This window comes from Streptomyces sp. NPDC002276 (assembly GCF_053891435.1).
On the sequence record NZ_JBSFCQ010000005.1, the window covers coordinates 178,735 to 194,346 of the forward strand.

Annotated in this window: 17 protein-coding genes; 3 read left to right on the forward strand and 14 right to left on the reverse strand. The window is 68.1% G+C overall.

Going from position 1 to position 15,612, the window contains the following annotated elements; translation table 11 throughout:
- Positions 1-60: 60 nt before the first annotated feature.
- The 5 genes from ACWIHT_RS15420 to ACWIHT_RS15440 form a co-directional block, all read right to left on the reverse strand.
- Complete coding sequence (locus tag ACWIHT_RS15420) at positions 61-1,107, reverse strand: hypothetical protein (protein ID WP_456168311.1); 1,047 nt, start codon at positions 1,105-1,107, stop codon at positions 61-63.
- Positions 1,108-1,265: 158 nt separating this feature from the next.
- Complete coding sequence (locus tag ACWIHT_RS15425; RefSeq protein WP_456168313.1) at positions 1,266-1,805, reverse strand: hypothetical protein; 540 nt, start codon at positions 1,803-1,805, stop codon at positions 1,266-1,268.
- Positions 1,795-2,187, reverse strand: coding sequence for a carboxymuconolactone decarboxylase family protein (locus tag ACWIHT_RS15430; RefSeq protein WP_456168315.1), 393 nt, complete (start codon positions 2,185-2,187; stop codon positions 1,795-1,797). The genes ACWIHT_RS15425 and ACWIHT_RS15430 overlap by 11 nt, the downstream gene beginning before the upstream one ends.
- Before the next feature lie 357 nt (positions 2,188-2,544).
- Positions 2,545-3,057, reverse strand: coding sequence for an aromatic-ring-hydroxylating dioxygenase subunit beta (locus ACWIHT_RS15435; protein WP_456168317.1), 513 nt, complete (start codon positions 3,055-3,057; stop codon positions 2,545-2,547).
- Complete coding sequence (locus ACWIHT_RS15440) at positions 3,054-4,373, reverse strand: aromatic ring-hydroxylating oxygenase subunit alpha (RefSeq protein ID WP_456168319.1); 1,320 nt, start codon at positions 4,371-4,373, stop codon at positions 3,054-3,056. The genes ACWIHT_RS15435 and ACWIHT_RS15440 overlap by 4 nt, the downstream gene beginning before the upstream one ends.
- 859 nt (positions 4,374-5,232) lie before the next feature.
- Between ACWIHT_RS15440 and ACWIHT_RS15445 the strand changes: the two genes are divergently transcribed.
- Positions 5,233-5,364: a hypothetical protein gene (locus tag ACWIHT_RS15445; RefSeq protein WP_456168321.1), complete on the forward strand. Its 132-nt coding sequence runs from the start codon at positions 5,233-5,235 to the stop codon at positions 5,362-5,364.
- 146 nt (positions 5,365-5,510) lie between these two features.
- Here the strand turns inward: ACWIHT_RS15445 and ACWIHT_RS15450 are convergent, their stop codons facing one another.
- Positions 5,511-5,726: a hypothetical protein gene (locus ACWIHT_RS15450; protein WP_456168323.1), complete on the reverse strand. Its 216-nt coding sequence runs from the start codon at positions 5,724-5,726 to the stop codon at positions 5,511-5,513.
- 59 nt (positions 5,727-5,785) lie between these two features.
- Between ACWIHT_RS15450 and ACWIHT_RS15455 the strand changes: the two genes are divergently transcribed.
- Together ACWIHT_RS15455 and ACWIHT_RS15460 are read left to right on the forward strand one after the other, a co-directional pair.
- A complete protein-coding gene (locus tag ACWIHT_RS15455; RefSeq protein ID WP_456168325.1) occupies positions 5,786-5,950 on the forward strand; it encodes a hypothetical protein in 165 nt (54 codons plus the stop codon).
- Positions 5,951-6,115: 165 nt separating this feature from the next.
- The gene (locus tag ACWIHT_RS15460) at positions 6,116-6,496 is read left to right on the forward strand and encodes a response regulator transcription factor (RefSeq protein WP_456168327.1); all 381 of its coding nucleotides are present in this window, start codon (positions 6,116-6,118) and stop codon (positions 6,494-6,496) included.
- Between the two features lie 113 nt (positions 6,497-6,609).
- Here ACWIHT_RS15460 and ACWIHT_RS15465 read toward each other — a convergent pair whose 3' ends face one another.
- From ACWIHT_RS15465 to ACWIHT_RS15500, 8 genes are all read right to left on the reverse strand, one after another.
- Complete coding sequence (locus ACWIHT_RS15465; RefSeq protein ID WP_456168329.1) at positions 6,610-6,777, reverse strand: hypothetical protein; 168 nt, start codon at positions 6,775-6,777, stop codon at positions 6,610-6,612.
- A gap of 133 nt (positions 6,778-6,910) precedes the next feature.
- On the reverse strand, positions 6,911-7,069 hold the full coding sequence (locus ACWIHT_RS15470) for a hypothetical protein (protein ID WP_456168331.1): 159 nt from the start codon (positions 7,067-7,069) through the stop codon (positions 6,911-6,913).
- Positions 7,070-7,891: 822 nt separating this feature from the next.
- Positions 7,892-9,415 carry an acetaldehyde dehydrogenase ExaC gene (gene exaC, locus ACWIHT_RS15475; RefSeq protein WP_456168333.1) on the reverse strand — a complete coding sequence of 508 codons (1,524 nt, stop codon included), beginning with the start codon at positions 9,413-9,415 and terminating at the stop codon, positions 7,892-7,894.
- A 106-nt stretch (positions 9,416-9,521) separates the two neighbouring features.
- The gene (locus ACWIHT_RS15480) at positions 9,522-10,799 is read right to left on the reverse strand and encodes a GAF domain-containing protein (RefSeq protein WP_456168335.1); all 1,278 of its coding nucleotides are present in this window, start codon (positions 10,797-10,799) and stop codon (positions 9,522-9,524) included.
- Positions 10,800-11,028: 229 nt separating this feature from the next.
- Positions 11,029-11,628 carry an N-acetylmuramoyl-L-alanine amidase gene (locus tag ACWIHT_RS15485; protein WP_456168337.1) on the reverse strand — a complete coding sequence of 200 codons (600 nt, stop codon included), beginning with the start codon at positions 11,626-11,628 and terminating at the stop codon, positions 11,029-11,031.
- Positions 11,629-11,647: 19 nt separating this feature from the next.
- On the reverse strand, positions 11,648-12,661 hold the full coding sequence (locus ACWIHT_RS15490) for an acetamidase/formamidase family protein (protein WP_456168338.1): 1,014 nt from the start codon (positions 12,659-12,661) through the stop codon (positions 11,648-11,650).
- Positions 12,658-14,142 (reverse strand): APC family permease, encoded by a 1,485-nt coding sequence (locus ACWIHT_RS15495; RefSeq protein ID WP_456168340.1) that lies wholly within the window; start codon positions 14,140-14,142, stop codon positions 12,658-12,660. The genes ACWIHT_RS15490 and ACWIHT_RS15495 overlap by 4 nt, the downstream gene beginning before the upstream one ends.
- Before the next feature lie 187 nt (positions 14,143-14,329).
- Complete coding sequence (locus tag ACWIHT_RS15500) at positions 14,330-15,580, reverse strand: ROK family protein (protein WP_456168342.1); 1,251 nt, start codon at positions 15,578-15,580, stop codon at positions 14,330-14,332.
- Positions 15,581-15,612: the final 32 nt, after the last annotated feature.

A 15,612-nucleotide genomic window follows, 5' to 3' on the forward strand; every position in this document is an offset into this window, starting at 1 on the left:
GGCGGGACCTTCCCTTGTCCGCTCAACGCCATTCTTACCCGTCAAACGCGATTCGGTTTCCTACCGCCGCTCGGTCAGGAAACCAAACGCCTTGCCGTTGATGGTGATCGTCATGTGCATTCCCGACCCTTCCTCGGCCGCTCCGCGCGAGACGATGTACGGCATGTGCCACTGATATTTCACGAGGGTTCCCTTTTCCGGAGAGAAGTCGGACCCGTCGTATCGCGAGACGTCGCCGTAGTTGTTGACGCCAAATCGGCGGGGGTGCGTGGCTATCCCCGGCAGCACAGCCTTGCCGACGCTCGCAACTTCCTCTGGCGTCTCCAGCTGCGCAATGGCTTTCTCCTCTTCGGCCGCCAGCGCTTTGTAGTAGTCGCGGATCTCGATACCACTGGATCGAGCAACCACCTCGCCCGGAACGAACAGGAACATGAGATGATTTCCGAAGAGAAGGCTTGAGGCGTACGAGGCGTTCTTCATCACGAGAAGGTTCCCGCTGGACCTCTTGAGGAATTCCGCCTTGACCATGTCGAGATGTGAACCGATCTTCAGGGCCGGCTCGACGGTCTCTCGAAGCTCCCAGGGCATGATTCGCACCGTGTCGTTCTCATCGACGGACGGCTTCCGCTCAGGGAGATACTGAACCAGGTCGGCGGTCTGCAGTTGAAGCTCCGCTATCGCCTCCGCATTGCGGAACTGGTCCTTGCCCGACTTCATGGTGCTCATCAGCGCCTGGTGGAAGCGGAAGCACCGGTAGCCGTCCTGCATCGACATGGGGAAGGCTGTGAAGATCCCCTGGATGTTGGGGTCCGACTTGTACGTGACGGACATCAGCAGGAAGCCGTCGTAGTAATGGGGATACTCGTCGAGCACGATCCCCTGAAAGGACGAGATCGGGAATTCTTCCGGACTTTCGAACTGCCGCTCGATCACATGGCACTTCGAGAAGAGCGGGTTCTCGTCGACGAAGTAGCTGACTGCGTCCTGAAAATCGCCAAGCGAGAAGGGCTGCTCAACGCTGTACGTTGAGAGCGCCGGGTAGAACTGCGCCACGTTGAGGGGGCGCGGGAAAGCCGTCAGATTTAGCAGGATCATTTTGTCGATCATCGACAAAGGCATGACTAATCACTCCGATACACGGGTGCGAGAAGTGCTGGGAGACGTTTCGGTCGGGGGTCCGGCGAAGTCGCGAAGAGATGTCCGAGTGGGTGGAATCGCTGAACGCCCCTCTGGGCCGACTGGCGGGAACCCGTGCTGTCGTCCGTTCAGTCAGCGACTCGTTCGCCGTGCGGTGACCCGGCCGCCGCGTCCTCCCCTGGAGCGTGCGAAGGCTCCGCGCGCCAGGTGCACCCGTCGCCCGCCTGATCGCACGACACCTTGACGTCCGGTTCCACGTAGCGGGTGGCGATGGCGGTGTTGAGGTCCTGGCAGTACGTGCACGGTGACTTGAACGTCAGGACGACGCCGGCGCGGGCGGCCTGCTTGCGGTACCGGAGGATCCCGCAGTCGACGTTGCGCAGGACGGTGCCCGAGGCCTCAGGCTCGGTGGACACTTCCGAGTCGTACAGCAGGAGCTGACGTTGCAGCCGGGTCATGAAGTGATCGGTGGCCGACACCCCGTCGGGCCGTTGCGCTCGCAGCAGCTCCGCGGTGATGCGGGAGTTCGCGTCGACCCATCCGGCCAGGCCTTCTTCGCCGTGCTCGCCCAGGACGAACTCTTCCGCGGCCGCCTGCGCCTCGAAGTACCGCTGACGCCACAGGTCGACCTTCTCCGCCGGGTCGAGAGCAGTCGTCTCACTGGTCATGGTCCGCGTCCTTCCCGCTAACGTTGTCCAACTCGGCGAAGACCTCTTGGGCGACGCGCAGTCCGTTGTTGGCGACCGGCCAGCCGCCGTAGTAGGCGAGCTGGATGATGACTTCGACGACCTTCTCTCGCGACATCCCGAGGTGCAGGGCGGCACCGATGTGACCCCGTAACTCCCAGTCGGTCCGTGCCAGCGCGACCGCGGTCAGTGCGACCAGTTCGCGCTCCTCGATGCTCAGGTGCGGGCGGGCCCAGATCTCACCGAACAAGTGGTCGACGGTGATCTGCAGGAACTCAGGGAGGGAACCCGGGCGCGGTTCGCGGCCGAAGACCTCCTTGAAGATCGCTTCACCCCGCTCGCGCCGGGCAGACTGCTGGTTCATCGAGCGATTCCTCCATATTGGGGCGAACGGTTGTCAACGTCACGACGTCACGAAGACGAGGACCAGCCCGGGTTCCCTGCCGAAGGCGGCCGGAACACCCACCCTCTCGGCGGTGATCCCCAGGACGACCGGTCCGACGATTCGCATCGACGCGAACAGGCGACGAGCGCTCCGATCCGGGCGGGTCAAGCCCCGGACGACGCCGCGTACACCGGGAGCACCGGGACGACCGGTCCCAGCCCCGGCATGACACGGCCGCCGACGGCACTGAGGACGTGGACCCAGCGAGAGAGACCGGGCTTGGCCGAGGCGGCGACGGTTGGGCAGCCGCCCGGGCCTGCCGCTGTCAGCGGCCCATCACAGGACGATGCTGAGCTTGCCGTGCTCGTAGAGCGTCTCGTGGTCGAGCACCACGACCCGCCTCCGGATCCGGAACGACTCGCCCGCGGGGACGAGTTCGAACCGATATTTTCCGACGTAGGCGTCGGAGCGCCCGTGCCCGAAGCGGTAGGCGACAACGTTTGCCGCCACCTCAAGGTAGCTGCCCTGGTCGGTCAGGATCTCCACGTTGCTGATCATGCGATTCGTCCGCGACCGAGGGTCCTCGCACCACACCTCACCATTGAGGATCTGTTCGATCCGCTGGCGAAGCCGGGCAGCATCGTCGTCGATGAGCCCGAGCGCGTCGGCCGACTCGCCGCGGACGTCGGTGGCCGGCACCACGTAGCGGATGTCGTCGGTCAGCATCTCGTCGTACCACTCGGTCAGACGCCACTCGTCGAGCAGTCGAGCCTCGCGGAAGAGGAACTGGCTCACCCGGTGCGACAGCCTCACCTGGGCTCCGTCGTCGACTATGAGTTCGCTGGTCATCGCTTTTCCGCCCCTTGCAACTCGGCCTGGTGAGCGACCTCGAAGTGACCGTCGTCGCCGTGCATCAGCCGGTCCCACTGCCGCCAGAACTCGCGGGCGGGAAGCTCGTCGGTCGTCTCGGGGATCTCCTTGTTCATGCCGCGGGACAGATCCGAGTAGCGCACCGTGCGGTTCAGATAGCCTCGCTGGCACGACTCGACGATCTCGATGTCGTCGGGAGTGGCGAAGCCGGCGGGACCGAGGAACGTCAGGTAGTGACTCTTGCGGAGTTCCCGGATGTCCGGATCTTCGTCCTTGGGAGCCAGCGCAACCGAGGTGATGGCCATCCGGTCGGCGCCGACCGGGTCGATCTTGCGAACCGTGATCGCGATCGCGTCGATGATCAACAAGTTGGGGAAGATCAGCAACGCGCGATTGGTGCCGGTGATCCGTTCGGCGCGCTCGGCGCCGAACCGGTCGACGAAACGTGCGGCGGTCGCCTCGATGCGCGGCCGGACCTCGGGACCGAACATCGGCGTCCAGTGGGCGAGCGGGCGGGCCGCGGCCGGCGGCAGCTCGTTGGCTCCGTGCCCCAGGCCGAGGGAGCGGCCGAAGCCACCTCGTCGTCGCGGTGGCACCGACCCGAGCGACTGCATGTAGCTGACGTAACGTTTGTGCAATGCCCGGAAGTGGTAGATGTCGACGCTGTTCTCCATCATGAGCTTCCAGTTGGCCTGAGCCCCGTGGAGTTGCGCGCCCTGGATCACCTCCATCCCGACCTCGGACTGGTCGTCGATCAGATCGAGGTACTCCGTGGCTCCCGCCAGGTACTCAGGCAAGGAGCGCGGCTGCTCCGGATCGAAGGTGACGAAGACGAAACCGCGGTAACTGTCACTGCGGTGCTGCGCCAGGCCGAAGTCCGTCTTCCGGAAGTTCGGCCCGTACCCGTCCGGGATCGGAACCCCGACCAGGTCGCCCTTGTTGGAGAACGTCCAGTCGTGATAGGGGCACCGGAACGACTTGGCCTGCCCGGCCGACTGCGAGCAGATCAGAGCCCCACGGTGAGTGCAACTGTTGGCGAACACCCGGATCACGCCGTCGGACCCGCGCGACATGACCACCGGGCGCCCGCCGACATCGCGTGCCACGTAGGAGCCCGGCTCGGGCACCTCCGATTCGTGCCCGAGGTACAGCCAGCAGCGATCGAAGATCATGGCCATCTCCCGTGCGGCCAGGTCGTCGTCGGTGTAGGCGCGGCGGTCCACTCGGAACGAGAGGCGCTCTAAATCATCGACAACGATCGGGTCGTCCACCGGCGGCTGCAGTTCGATCGTCACTGCTCCCTCTTTCGCTGTAGTTTCTGGAGGTTCCGACGACAACGTCGGCCGTGCGGGCGGCCACATTGCCGCAATCTGGCTGCGCGGTGCGCACCCGGCCCCCGACGTGTGTCTGAACCAAACGCACCAGTGCGGGGAGGTAAAAAACCCAACCACCAGGGGCCGTTCAGGACTCCGCAGCCCTCTTAAGTGGTGGATTGCAACCACCGGAAGATTGTCAGATCGCCAAGTCGGCCGTACATAGGTCTTAAGGCCCATCGCTGGCTGTGGCTGAGCTTCGCCGCTCCGTCGACACCTCCATGAGCAGGGGTTTTGCCGTCGACGTGCTGGCGGCCGAGCCGTGGCACGGACTCCGGGACGGGCGCGATGGGAGGCAGCGGAAGACGCGGGGCGCTGCGTTCTCGGCCGCCTGTGAAGCCCGGATCCCGCAGGAGCACGAGTCGCTCAACAAGGCAGGTAGGGCGTGCCTGCTTCTGTGCCGCGAGGGCCTCCGCACGTCGCTGATCGCGGCGTGGCGCTCCCGGCGTGACACGGGGGTTCGTGAGGCTCTGGTCGGGCCGGTCGGGCCGGTCGGGCCGGTCGGGCGGCCGTCGGCCGGTCCGTGAGAGCGCGAGACGGTCCGGCCGGGCCGGGAGAACGAGCGTTGGCAGGCCGACCTGGCGAAGGTTCGGGCGGTGGTTGAGGTGCGGGGTGCGGGGAGAACTATCAGTGCTGCCGGGGCAACTCGCGACCGGCAGCCCGAGCCGCGGGAGCGAGCCGACTCCATGTGTGACGGCCGCAGGCCGGCCACTACCGCCGACACCGCCAAACCTCGCTGCCACTGCCCACGCCGCGCGAACCCAAGCCGCAGCCGCGGGTGTTGACCCTGGCCGAACGCGCCACGCCGCGGTCGCCGCTGAACCATCCGGACCACGTCGACAAGGCCCCGGCGACCGTCTACCGCGAACTACTCGACGAGGGCGCCTGTGTCGCGTCGGTGTCGACCATGTAACGGGTCGGGTTCCCGTGCGAGCACGGCGAAGTGGTCGTACCGCCACGTCTACGTGATCATCAACATTTACTCGCGCTACGTCGCAGGTCGGCTCCTGGCCGACCGCGAGAGCGGAGTTCTGGCCGAGAAACTCCTTGCCGACACGATCAAAAGCAGTACATCGACTGCAACACGCTGACCATCAACGCCGACAACGGCACCTCGATAGCCTCCAATCCGGTGGCGTTCCCGCTCGACTGCCTCGGCGTCACGAAAAGCCACTCACGATCGCGGACCCAGAACGACAACCCGTACAGCGAAGTGCATTTCAAGACACTGAATTCCGGCCCGACTTCCCGGGCCGCTTCGACACCATCGAACACGCCTGTGCATTCTGACGCACCTTCTTCAACTCGTGCAACACCGCACACCGGCTTCCGGGATGACCTGGCACACTCCGCACGACGTCCACCACGGACACACCGACGCCGTCAACACCGTCCACGCCGAGGTCCTGACCGTCGTCTACAAACGCCACCCCGAACCCGCCGCACTGCCCACCGGCGCCTGGATCAACGCGCCCAGCCGCGACCAGAAAGAGCACTGACTCAAAGAATCTCGGGCCAACCTGCATCAAAATCTTGACAGCTATCGCCCTTTCCCGAGTTCGATCTCGATACAGTCGGCGTGGTTACTACCGGGCCTGGGGGGCTCCTATCGGAGCAGCCTGGGCGCGGGACTGTCCATTCGACCACGGGGCAAGGAGACACGGATGGCTGCCCAAAATAGCGACCGCGAACACTCTCTGACCGACCAGCAGACGGATATCCCCGTCACTCAGGACTCGACGCCGATGCGCCCGCGTCCGCGACGAGTAGAAGTTCGGACCACCCGCGCTCCGCAGGGGAGGGCGACGACTGATCGCGGCGGTGAACCGGCCGGAGCGAAATCTCCCTCCAGTGCCCTGACACCGCGCCAGCTTGAGGTTCTCGCCCTGCTGACCGATGGCATGACGAACCGCCACATAGCTCGGGCATTAGGTATCACGGAGAAGACCGTCAAGAACCACATGCAAGCGATCTTCGCCCGGCTCAACGTGTCCGATCGGACCCAGGCCGCGGTCTACGCGGTTCGGCACAACCGAGCGGCATGACGGCTGCTGCCCGGCCGTCACCGCGCCGGGCAGCAGTGACACCACCGATCGTTTCCGGTGTCACCGGTGGCCGCCAGAGGCTCGGACGGCGGGGAGCAGGTCGGCACACTTTCTCACACCAGCCTCTGAGCGCTTTCGTATTGATGTTCACGCAGGATCTCCACCGGTCGGCCCGTGCCTTCCCGGCACGGGCCGAGCGCCGGAAGTCCCGTCTTGCCCTGTAGCTTCTCCACCTCCCGCCGGTAGCCCAGGTCGGAGAAACCGGCGCTGCTGACACTCACCGCCGCGACCTTGGCCGGCCTGACGAAAACGGTGAACTCCCACGGTTCGCCTCGTAGTAGAGCAGCAGCGCTCCAGTCCTCTTGCCGATGTTCGAGTCGGCGCCATCGGTACAGCCGTTGGCGCCGAGAACGATCATGGTCCGATCCGTGCGAGTGTGCTGACGCGGTTCTCGTACTCGCGACGGGCCTCGCGCTGGGCCGTAACAGCCGTAACAGCCGGGACACCCTGGCCGCCGTCGAGCGACTGGCAGCGGTCGAGGAGCTGACGGTGCGCGGCGGGGACGGCGGTCACGCGCAGGGTGTGCCCTGGCCTCGCTGTACGGTCGCCCTCGCTTCGAGCGCGGCCCGCTCGGCCCCCTCGGCAGGCTCCAGGCCTGCCGAGCGAAGGAAGTCGGCGACCTTGCCCGGCCTGTCGAGGGTGCCCAGCAACTCCGGGGCAGGGATGTCTGCCTCGACGCCGGTGTGAGGGCGGCGATGGAGCGGTTCTCCAGGTACGCGGCGCGCACGGCGTCGGCCTTGTCGGCCGGGACGGCAGGGTGGCGTCCCCCCCCTCGCTGCCCTTGGCCTCGTGGCCCAGCACGTTGAGGTCTCCGGCGGCGGGCGGTGAGGCCCGTCGCGGAGACGTGCACGGTGTCGCCCGGTCTCCAAGCAGTACTGAACGGAGGTGCAGTAGGGCGGTTCGCCGAGCTGGACTGCACCCGTCCCAGTTCGGCGATGACGATCCGATGACCTCGAAGAGGACCGCTTTGGTGGCGAACCGCTTGAACAGGGTGTGCTGGAGGAACGGTTCATGACGATCGATGAGATTGCTTTGGTGACCGGTGCGAATCATGGTCTCGGACGTTGTGCGGCCATCGCTCCGGTCTCCGGTGGCGGGGGTCGAGGCGGTGAAGTTGTAGCGGCAGGGCAGGTTCACTTGGGAGGAACCAACGGTGCCGGATGGAGACTGCTTGTCCCGGATCCGGTCCGGAAATGCTCCGGAGCGGCTGGGCAGAGGTTGGACAGCGGCGGGAGGAAACGGGATTAGAGGGAGATTCCTCCTCGCTGCTTGATCGGTTGGGGAAAAGGGTGCCTGACGGGAGTTCTCCCCGGTCGGGCACCCTTTCTTCCGGGCCTAGAAGAAGCCGAGCTTCTTCGGTGAGTAGCTCACCAGCAGGTTCTTCGTCTGCTGGTAGTGCTCCAGCATCATCTTGTGGTTCTCACGGCCGATGCCGGACTGCTTGTAGCCGCCGAACGCCGCGTGCGCCGGGTACGCGTGGTAGCAGTTCGTCCACACCCGGCCCGCCTGGATCGCCCGGCCCGCGCGGTACGCCGTGTTGATGTCCCGGGTCCACACACCGGCGCCGAGACCGTACAGCGTGTCGTTCGCGACCTTGATCGCGTCGTCGAAGTCGTCGAACGACGTCACCGAGACCACCGGCCCGAAGATCTCCTCCTGGAAGATCCGCATCCGGTTGTCGCCCTCGAAGATCGTCGGCTGGACGTAGTAGCCGCCCTTCAACTCGCCGTCGTAGTCGAGGCGTTCGCCGCCGGTGAGGATCTTCGCGCCCTCCTGCCGGCCGATGTCCAGGTAGGAGAGGATCTTCTCCAGCTGGTCGTTGGAGGCCTGGGCGCCGATCATCGTGTCGGTGTCGAGCGGGTGACCCGGCTTGATCAACTCCGTGCGGGCGACGGCCGCCTGGAGGAAGTCGGAGTAGTGGCCGCGCTGGACGAGCGCTCGGGACGGGCAGGTGCACACCTCGCCCTGGTTGAGCGCGAACATCGTGAAGCCTTCGAGCGCCTTGTCGAGGAAGTCGTCGTTCGCCGACGACACGTCGTCGAAGAAGATGTTCGGCGACTTGCCGCCCAGTTCCAGCGTGACCGGCTTGATGTTCTCGGAGGCGTACTGCATGATCAACCGCCCCGTGGTGGTCTCGCCGGTGAAGGCGACCTTCGCCACGCGGGGGCTGGACGCGAGCGGCTTGCCCGCCTCGACGCCGAAGCCGTTGACGATGTTCACCACACCCGGCGGCAACAGGTCCGCGATCAGGCTCATCCAGTAGTGGATGGACGCGGGGGTCTGCTCGGCCGGTTTGATGACGACCGCGTTGCCCGCCGCGAGCGCCGGGGCCAGCTTCCAAGTCGCCATCAGGATGGGGAAGTTCCACGGGATGATCTGCGCCACGACCCCGAGCGGCTCGTGGAAGTGGTACGCCACCGTGTCGTCGTCGACCTCGCCCAGCGAACCCTCCTGCGCCCGGATCGCCCCCGCGAAGTAGCGGAAGTGGTCGATGGCGAGCGGGATGTCGGCGGCGAGGGTCTCGCGGATCGGCTTGCCGTTCTCCCAGCTCTCCGCGACCGCGAGCGTCTCCAGGTTCGCCTCCATCCGGTCGGCGATCTTGAGCAGGATGTCGGAACGCTCGGTCACCGAGGAGCGCCCCCAGCCCGGCGCGGCGGCGTGCGCCGCGTCCAACGCCCGCTCCACGTCCTCCGCGGTACCGCGCGCGATCTCCGTGAACGGCTGCCCGTTCACCGGGGACGGGTTCTCGAAGTACTGCCCGCGAGCCGGCGGCACGTACTCGCCGCCGATGAAGTGGTCGTAGCGCGCCTGGTAGGAGACGATCGCGCCCTCGGTGCCGGGTGCCGCGTAACGGGTCATGCTGATGTGCCTCCCGGAGCAGCGCTGCCCGCCGTTGGGCAGCTCTCGGCGCGAGGCTAGGGAGCGGGACGTTGCATGTACGTTGCGGCGCCTCCCGTGAGGTACCTCAGCGGTTGGTCCCGCGGGACCACATTCCCGGTGCCGCCAACTCCGACTCCAGGGCCGCGAGTCGGGAGCGCACCTGTGCCGTCGGACGTATCGCCGCCAGCGCCCGCCATACGTCGAGGTCGTCCTCGCCCCACGGCGCGTGTGCCCAGTCGGCCAGCAGGTCGGGGTCGCGGCGGGCGATCAACGCCGTGCGGAGGCCGTCCGCGAGGCGGGCCCTGAGCCGTACCACCGCCGGGGCCTGCGAACCCGGCAGCAACGGACCTGTGTACGCCGTCGCGGCTCCCGTCACCGCACCTCCTTCCAGTCGCCGTTCGACGATCGCCACATCGGACTCGACCGGCAACGTGAGCCGGTAGGGACGCGAGGCGAGCAGACCCGGTCCCAACAGCCTGCGCAGCCGGGCCAGTTCGGCCCGCAGCGTCACCGGCGGCACCGACTCGTCCTCGTACAGCGCGCACAGCAACTCGTCGCCGGTCAGTCCCTCGGGATGCCGGGCCAGCAGCACCAGGATCTCGCTGTGCCGACGACTCAGCCTCATCTTCCGCCCGTCGAAGCACAGTTGGGCCTCGTCCCGACCGAGCGCGGACAGCTCGGGTCCGTCCACCGACGTCTGCTCCGGGGCGAGCAGCGCCAACTGGGACTCGGCGGCGCGCGCCACCGCCTGCACGAAGCCCAGGCTGTGCGGATGCGCCAGACCGTCCCCACCGGTGATGTCCACGGCACCGAGGACCCGCCCGGTGCGCGGATCGTGCACCGGAGCCGCCGCACACGTCCACGGCTGCACCCGCCGGATGAAGTGCTCGGCAGCGAACACCTGCACCGGCCGGTCCACGGCGACGGCCGTACCCGGCGCGTTCGTGCCGACCGCGCTCTCCGCCCAGCGCGCACCCGGCACGAAGTTCATCCGGCCGGCCTTCCGCCGGGTCGCCGGATGCCCCTCGACCCACAACAGCCTGCCCTGCGCGTCGCACACCGCGAGCAGATGCTCGCCGTCCGCGGCGAACGTGCCCATTAGCTCCCGGATCAGCGGCATCACCCGCGCCAGCGGATGCTGTGCGCGATAGACGCCCAGGTCGCCGTCCGTGAGCTCCACGTTCGCCGTGCCCTCGGGACCGACACCGGCACGTGCCGAACGCCGCCAGGAATCCGCCACCACCGCGCGCACCGGCGGCGGCACCGTGCCCGCCACGGCGAACGTCTCGTGCGCCCGGCGCAGCACCCGCACCCGCTCGGCAGGGTCGGCCCCCGGCTCCAGGGCCACCCATGGATCGGTCAACTCGGCCTCCCAGGAAGGCGATACGGCGTCGCGAGTACCGCGATACAGCGGTGACACGCCCGCGATACGGCGGGGAAACGCCTGCGGACATCGTCACTCCGGGGAAGGGTACGGACAACCGTTTCGACCGGGCCGGTCCGAACGCGGCACATCCCGGTCGGATCAGGCGTGGAGGAGCCCCGGATCGGACTCCGGCCCGGTGCGGATCAGACCGAAGTGACCGGCCCTGTCAGACCGAAGTGACCAGCCTTATATAGCGAGTCCAGTCCCAGTTCGGCCCCGGATCGGTGTGGTCGGTGCCCGGCACCTCGTAGTGCCCGATGATGTGGGACCGGTCCTTGGGGAGCCCGTACTTCGCGCAGATCGCCGCCGTGAGCCTGGCCGACTGCTCGTAGAGCGCGTCGGTGAAGTACGCGGGTTGATCCACCCAGCCCTCGTGCTCGATACCGATGCTGCGGGTGTTGTAGTCCCAGTTTCCCGCGTGCCAGGCGATGTTGGCCTCCCGGACGCACTGCGCGACATGCCCGTCGGCCGACCGTACGAGGTAGTGCGCGGACACCTTCTTCTTCGGGTTCTGGAAGATGGACAGCGTCGAGGAGTACGTCTCCTGGGTGACATGGATGACCACGTAGTCGACGGGATAGCTGCTGGGGCGGCTGGACGCCGTGTAGTTGGAGGAGGTCGCCGGCTGCCACTCGGCCGACGGGTAGTCGACGGCCTGCGGCTGTGCGTCGGCCTGTGGGGCGGGGAGTAACGCGTAGGGGACGGCGGCGAGTGCGGCGCCCTTCAGGAGCCATCGCCTGCTCGGGAGCGGTGTTGCCCGTTCCATGGTCGGGTCGCCTTTCGGTTCAGTGGCGGAGGGCCGCCGCGGTCTCACGCAACCGCGCGTGCAGCCCTCGGTGAGTCTCGCGCGCGGGCAGCCACTCTTTGCGGATCTTGGCGACGCAGGTGTAGTTGGTGTCGCACACGTTGGCCAACGGCGATTCGACCGCCTGGGTCGCGAATTGGTAGGCGTCCAGTTCACTGAACCCGTAGTCCCGCACGAGCCAGTGCACCAGGTCGAGCTGCGAGATGCGGAACGCGTCCTCCAACGGGCGTGCCGAACCCGTCGAGATGATGTGCGTGTCCGACTCGATGCGCGGCCAGGGAGTCGCGACGCCCTTGAGCAGCTCCACGATCACCACGGTGTTCATCGCGCACTCGACCGCGACACCACAGGTCTCGCCCTCGCCCTGCCGGGCGTGCCCGTCACCGAGGCTCAGGAGCGCGCCCTCGACGTTGACCCCGAGGTAGCAGGTGACTCCGGCCCGCATCTCGGGCGTGTCCATGTTCCCGCCGTGCGCGTCGGGCACCAGCGCCGACCGCACCTCCAGGTTGGCGGGGGCCACGCCCACCGTGCCGTGCATCGGGTCCATGGGCAGCTCGATCTCGATGTCGCTGTCCCGCGCGCGGAACAACGCCGTACGGCGGGTGCGGTCCAACTGCCAGATCCAGACGGTCTCCGGAAGCGGCGGCTGAAGTGTCGCCGTGGTGTGCGTCGACGTGAGCGCGCCGAAGAGGGGGACCGTGGTCGAGGCGGCCCAGTCGCGGGCCGGTTCGATCGACACGAAGTGCACGGCGACGGTGTCGCCCGGCTCCGCGCCCTCCACATGGAAGGGGCCGGTCTGCGGGTTGAGGAACGGGAACTCGCACACCTCGGACACCAGGTCCTTCTCGGACCGCACCCGCCCGGCGAAGCAATCCTCCGTGTACAGGTCTAGGACCGTGCCGGGCGCGATGCGCGCCATGGGCGGCGCACCGCCGAACGTCCAGGCGTACTCGCCCGGTTCGGGCCGCACCGTCAGGATCCGGGGGTCGTTCATGGCTGTACTGCTCCGTTCTGAGGAGGACCGCCGGCGGCGGTTTCGTCGAGATGGACACGGGCGGTCTCGGCTATTCGCTCGGGGTGACGCCGCAGCAGAACCAGCAGCACGGCGACGCCTGCCGCCATCCAGACGCCGACGACCGGTCCGGCGTAGGAGACGGGAGTGGTCAGCTCGGTGACGAAGTCGAAGACCGGGAGGCCTGCGGCGGTGAGCAGGGCCGGGACGAACGCCACGATCCCGAGGAGGGGCATCAGCAGGTGCCGTACCGGCTTGAGCAACTCGCGTCTGCGGCGCAGGAAGTAGCCCGCACAGGCCAGGTTCACGACGATGTAGACGCCGATGACGACCGTGACGATCACCGTGGCCAGCAGGAGGAACGCGGTCACCGGGTCGTAGCCGAGGCCGAGACCCAGTACGGCGCCCACCGCGACGACGGTCTGCACGGCGATTCCGACGACGGGGGAGCGGTGGCGGGGGTGCAGCGTCGCGAGGACGCGGGGGAGTACCCGGATCCGGGCCAGGGCGAAGGCGGTGCGCGTCGAGACGGTGGCGCACGCGTTGGCATTGGCGATGGTCGAGTTGACCACGGCCAGGAACACCAGGACCCAGAACAGTCCGAACGACGCGCGGGCCACCCCCTCCCAGGACGCGGCTCCGGAGGCACCGAATCCGGCGAAGCGGTCCGGGCCGAAGTACACCGTCATCGCATACGTGGTCAGCACGTAGAAGAGGCCGATACCGAGGGCGGCGCCGAGCACCGCGCGGTGCATCGTCCGGCGCGGGTCCCGGGTCTCCTCGGCGAGCGGTGCGGCCGCCTCGAATCCGGCGAACGCGAGCACCGTGTAGACCGAACCGGCGAAGACCCCGCCGAGCCCCGAGTAGCCCTTGGCCGTATGCGAAGTACCGAACACCGACAGGGTGTTGGCGCTGCCGGCCTTGCCGATCAGCCACACGGCGAACACCAGGAAGACGAGGATCTCGAAGACCCCGAGGACCGTGCCGAAGCGGGCGGAGGCGCGCGCTCCGAACCAGCCCGCCGCCGCGATGATCGCCGCGCCCGCGAGCGCCCACGGCCACCACAGGCTCTCCGGATACGAGGACCACTCCTGGTGCAGGGTGCCCGCCGTGGTGAAGCCGAGTTGGAGGAGCAGCAGCGGTGGGACCAGTGCCTCCACGAAGACATAGCCCCAGCCGACCAGGAAGCCGACGGTCGGGTGCAGTCCTTGCGCCGCGTATGTGGCGACCGAACCGGCGGCGGGCAACTCCCGGGCCAGCTCCGCCACGCAGGACGCGGTGAACAAGCAGGCCACCAGCGCGATCAGCACCGACAGCGGCAGACTGCCGCCCGCGAAGGCCGCGCCCGACGGGATCGACGCGGCTACCGCAGCGGCCGGCGCCATGGCCGTGACGCTCTGGAAAAGGACCTCGCGCAGCCCGACGGCATCCCGCCGCAGGCCCTGAACTGTCGCCCCCGACACGTGAATCCCCCCTGTCCACCCTCACCTGTCCGCCGTTCTGACATCACGACGGCTGCGCCTCGCGTGAATCACGGTACGGCGCTTGCGGGTTGGGCAGTAGGGCGTCGTGTGCTTCCGTGGACGACGGCGGAGCTGTGGAAAACCCGGTCACCCGAACGAGCGAAGGCCGAGTGAAGTCCGTTGTGTTTCAGGCCTGTTCGGCCACGTTGTCCACAGCTCGGTCGGCTCGGTGAGCTCGTTCGGCCACCGCCGCCGGATCGTCGAGCACGGCCCGCACCACCGAGTGCGCGGCCCCCAGCAGCGGACCCTCGGGACCCAGCCGCGACACCGACACCGGACAGGCCGGGCCCGCCGTGCGGCGCGCCAACTCGGCCTCCAGCGAAGGCAGTAGCCAGGGCGCGAGCCCGGACAGGGCGCCGCCCAGCATCACCAGTTGCGGATCGAGCAGGTTGACCGCGCCGGTCAGCGCGATGCCGAGCGCCGTACCCGCGTCGTGCAGGGCACGTCGTACCGCCTCGTCGCCGTCGGCGGCGCGGGTGGCCAGCAGACCGACCCGGTCCGCGCCGGGCTCAAGGCCGGCGGCGCGCAGCACCGCCTCCTCGCCCGCGTACTGTTCGAGACACCCGCGCCCACCGCACGCGCACTCCGGCCCGTCCGGACGCACCGGTACATGCCCCAACTCGCCCGCGAATCCCCGAGTTCCGCGCAGCAGCCCGCCGTCCACCACGATCGCCGCGCCGATACCGATCTCGGCCGAGACATGCAGGAAGTCGCGCGGGGTGGTCTCGCCCAGCCAGAGTTCGGCGAGCCCGCCGAAGTTGGCCTCGTTGTCCACAGTGGGCGGGAGTTCGGCGGGCAGCAGGGCGCCGAGATCGGTGTCGTGCCAGTCGAGGTTCGGGGCGCGGACGACCGTACGACCGTCGCGGGCCACCAGACCGGGCACGGCGACCGCGAGCCCGGCGGGCCACAGGCCCTCCGCGTCCGCTTCGGCCACGACCTGCCGTACCAGCGCGGTGAGTTCGGCGAGTACCGGCTCGGGGGAACGGCCGCGGTTCACACCGTGCCGCACCGCCCGGGCCCGTATCTCGCCGCGCAGATCGACGGCGCAGACCGCGAGATGGTCGACCCCGACCTCCGCGCCGATCCCGGCAGGACCGCGCCCGCTGACGGCGAGTGCCGATCCGGGGCGGCCCACCCGGCCGGGCCGCTCGGGGCCCAGCTCTTCGAGGAGGCCCGACCGGATCAGCTCGTCCACGAGTGTCGACACCGCCGCACGGGTCAGCCCGATGCGCGAGGCGACGGCCGCACGGGAGAGGGGGCCCTCGGCGCTCACCGTGTGCATCACCCGGGCGAGGTTGCGGCGGCGCATGCCCTGCTGGGTGTCGGGCAGGGCACGCCCGGGCCCGGCGGGGTGTGCCTCGTGCAGCGGTGCGGTCATGCCTCCCTCAGTCCTCGATCGGTAGTTCTCGA

Bases quoted from the DNA above. Each gene is read 5' to 3' on its own strand.
- ACWIHT_RS15420 (WP_456168311.1), bottom strand. From the start codon at position 1,107: ATGATCGACAAAATGATCCTGCTAAATCTGACGGCTTTCCCGCGCCCC.
- ACWIHT_RS15425 (WP_456168313.1), bottom strand. From the start codon at position 1,805: ATGACCAGTGAGACGACTGCTCTCGACCCGGCGGAGAAGGTCGACCTG.
- ACWIHT_RS15490 (WP_456168338.1), bottom strand. From the start codon at position 12,661: ATGAACGACCCCCGGATCCTGACGGTGCGGCCCGAACCGGGCGAGTAC.
- ACWIHT_RS15430 (WP_456168315.1), bottom strand. From the start codon at position 2,187: ATGAACCAGCAGTCTGCCCGGCGCGAGCGGGGTGAAGCGATCTTCAAG.
- exaC (WP_456168333.1), bottom strand. From the start codon at position 9,415: ATGACCCGTTACGCGGCACCCGGCACCGAGGGCGCGATCGTCTCCTAC.
- ACWIHT_RS15435 (WP_456168317.1), bottom strand. From the start codon at position 3,057: ATGACCAGCGAACTCATAGTCGACGACGGAGCCCAGGTGAGGCTGTCG.
- ACWIHT_RS15460 (WP_456168327.1), top strand. From the start codon at position 6,116: ATGGCTGCCCAAAATAGCGACCGCGAACACTCTCTGACCGACCAGCAG.
- ACWIHT_RS15455 (WP_456168325.1), top strand. From the start codon at position 5,786: ATGACCTGGCACACTCCGCACGACGTCCACCACGGACACACCGACGCC.
- ACWIHT_RS15485 (WP_456168337.1), bottom strand. From the start codon at position 11,628: ATGGAACGGGCAACACCGCTCCCGAGCAGGCGATGGCTCCTGAAGGGC.
- ACWIHT_RS15500 (WP_456168342.1), bottom strand. From the start codon at position 15,580: ATGACCGCACCGCTGCACGAGGCACACCCCGCCGGGCCCGGGCGTGCC.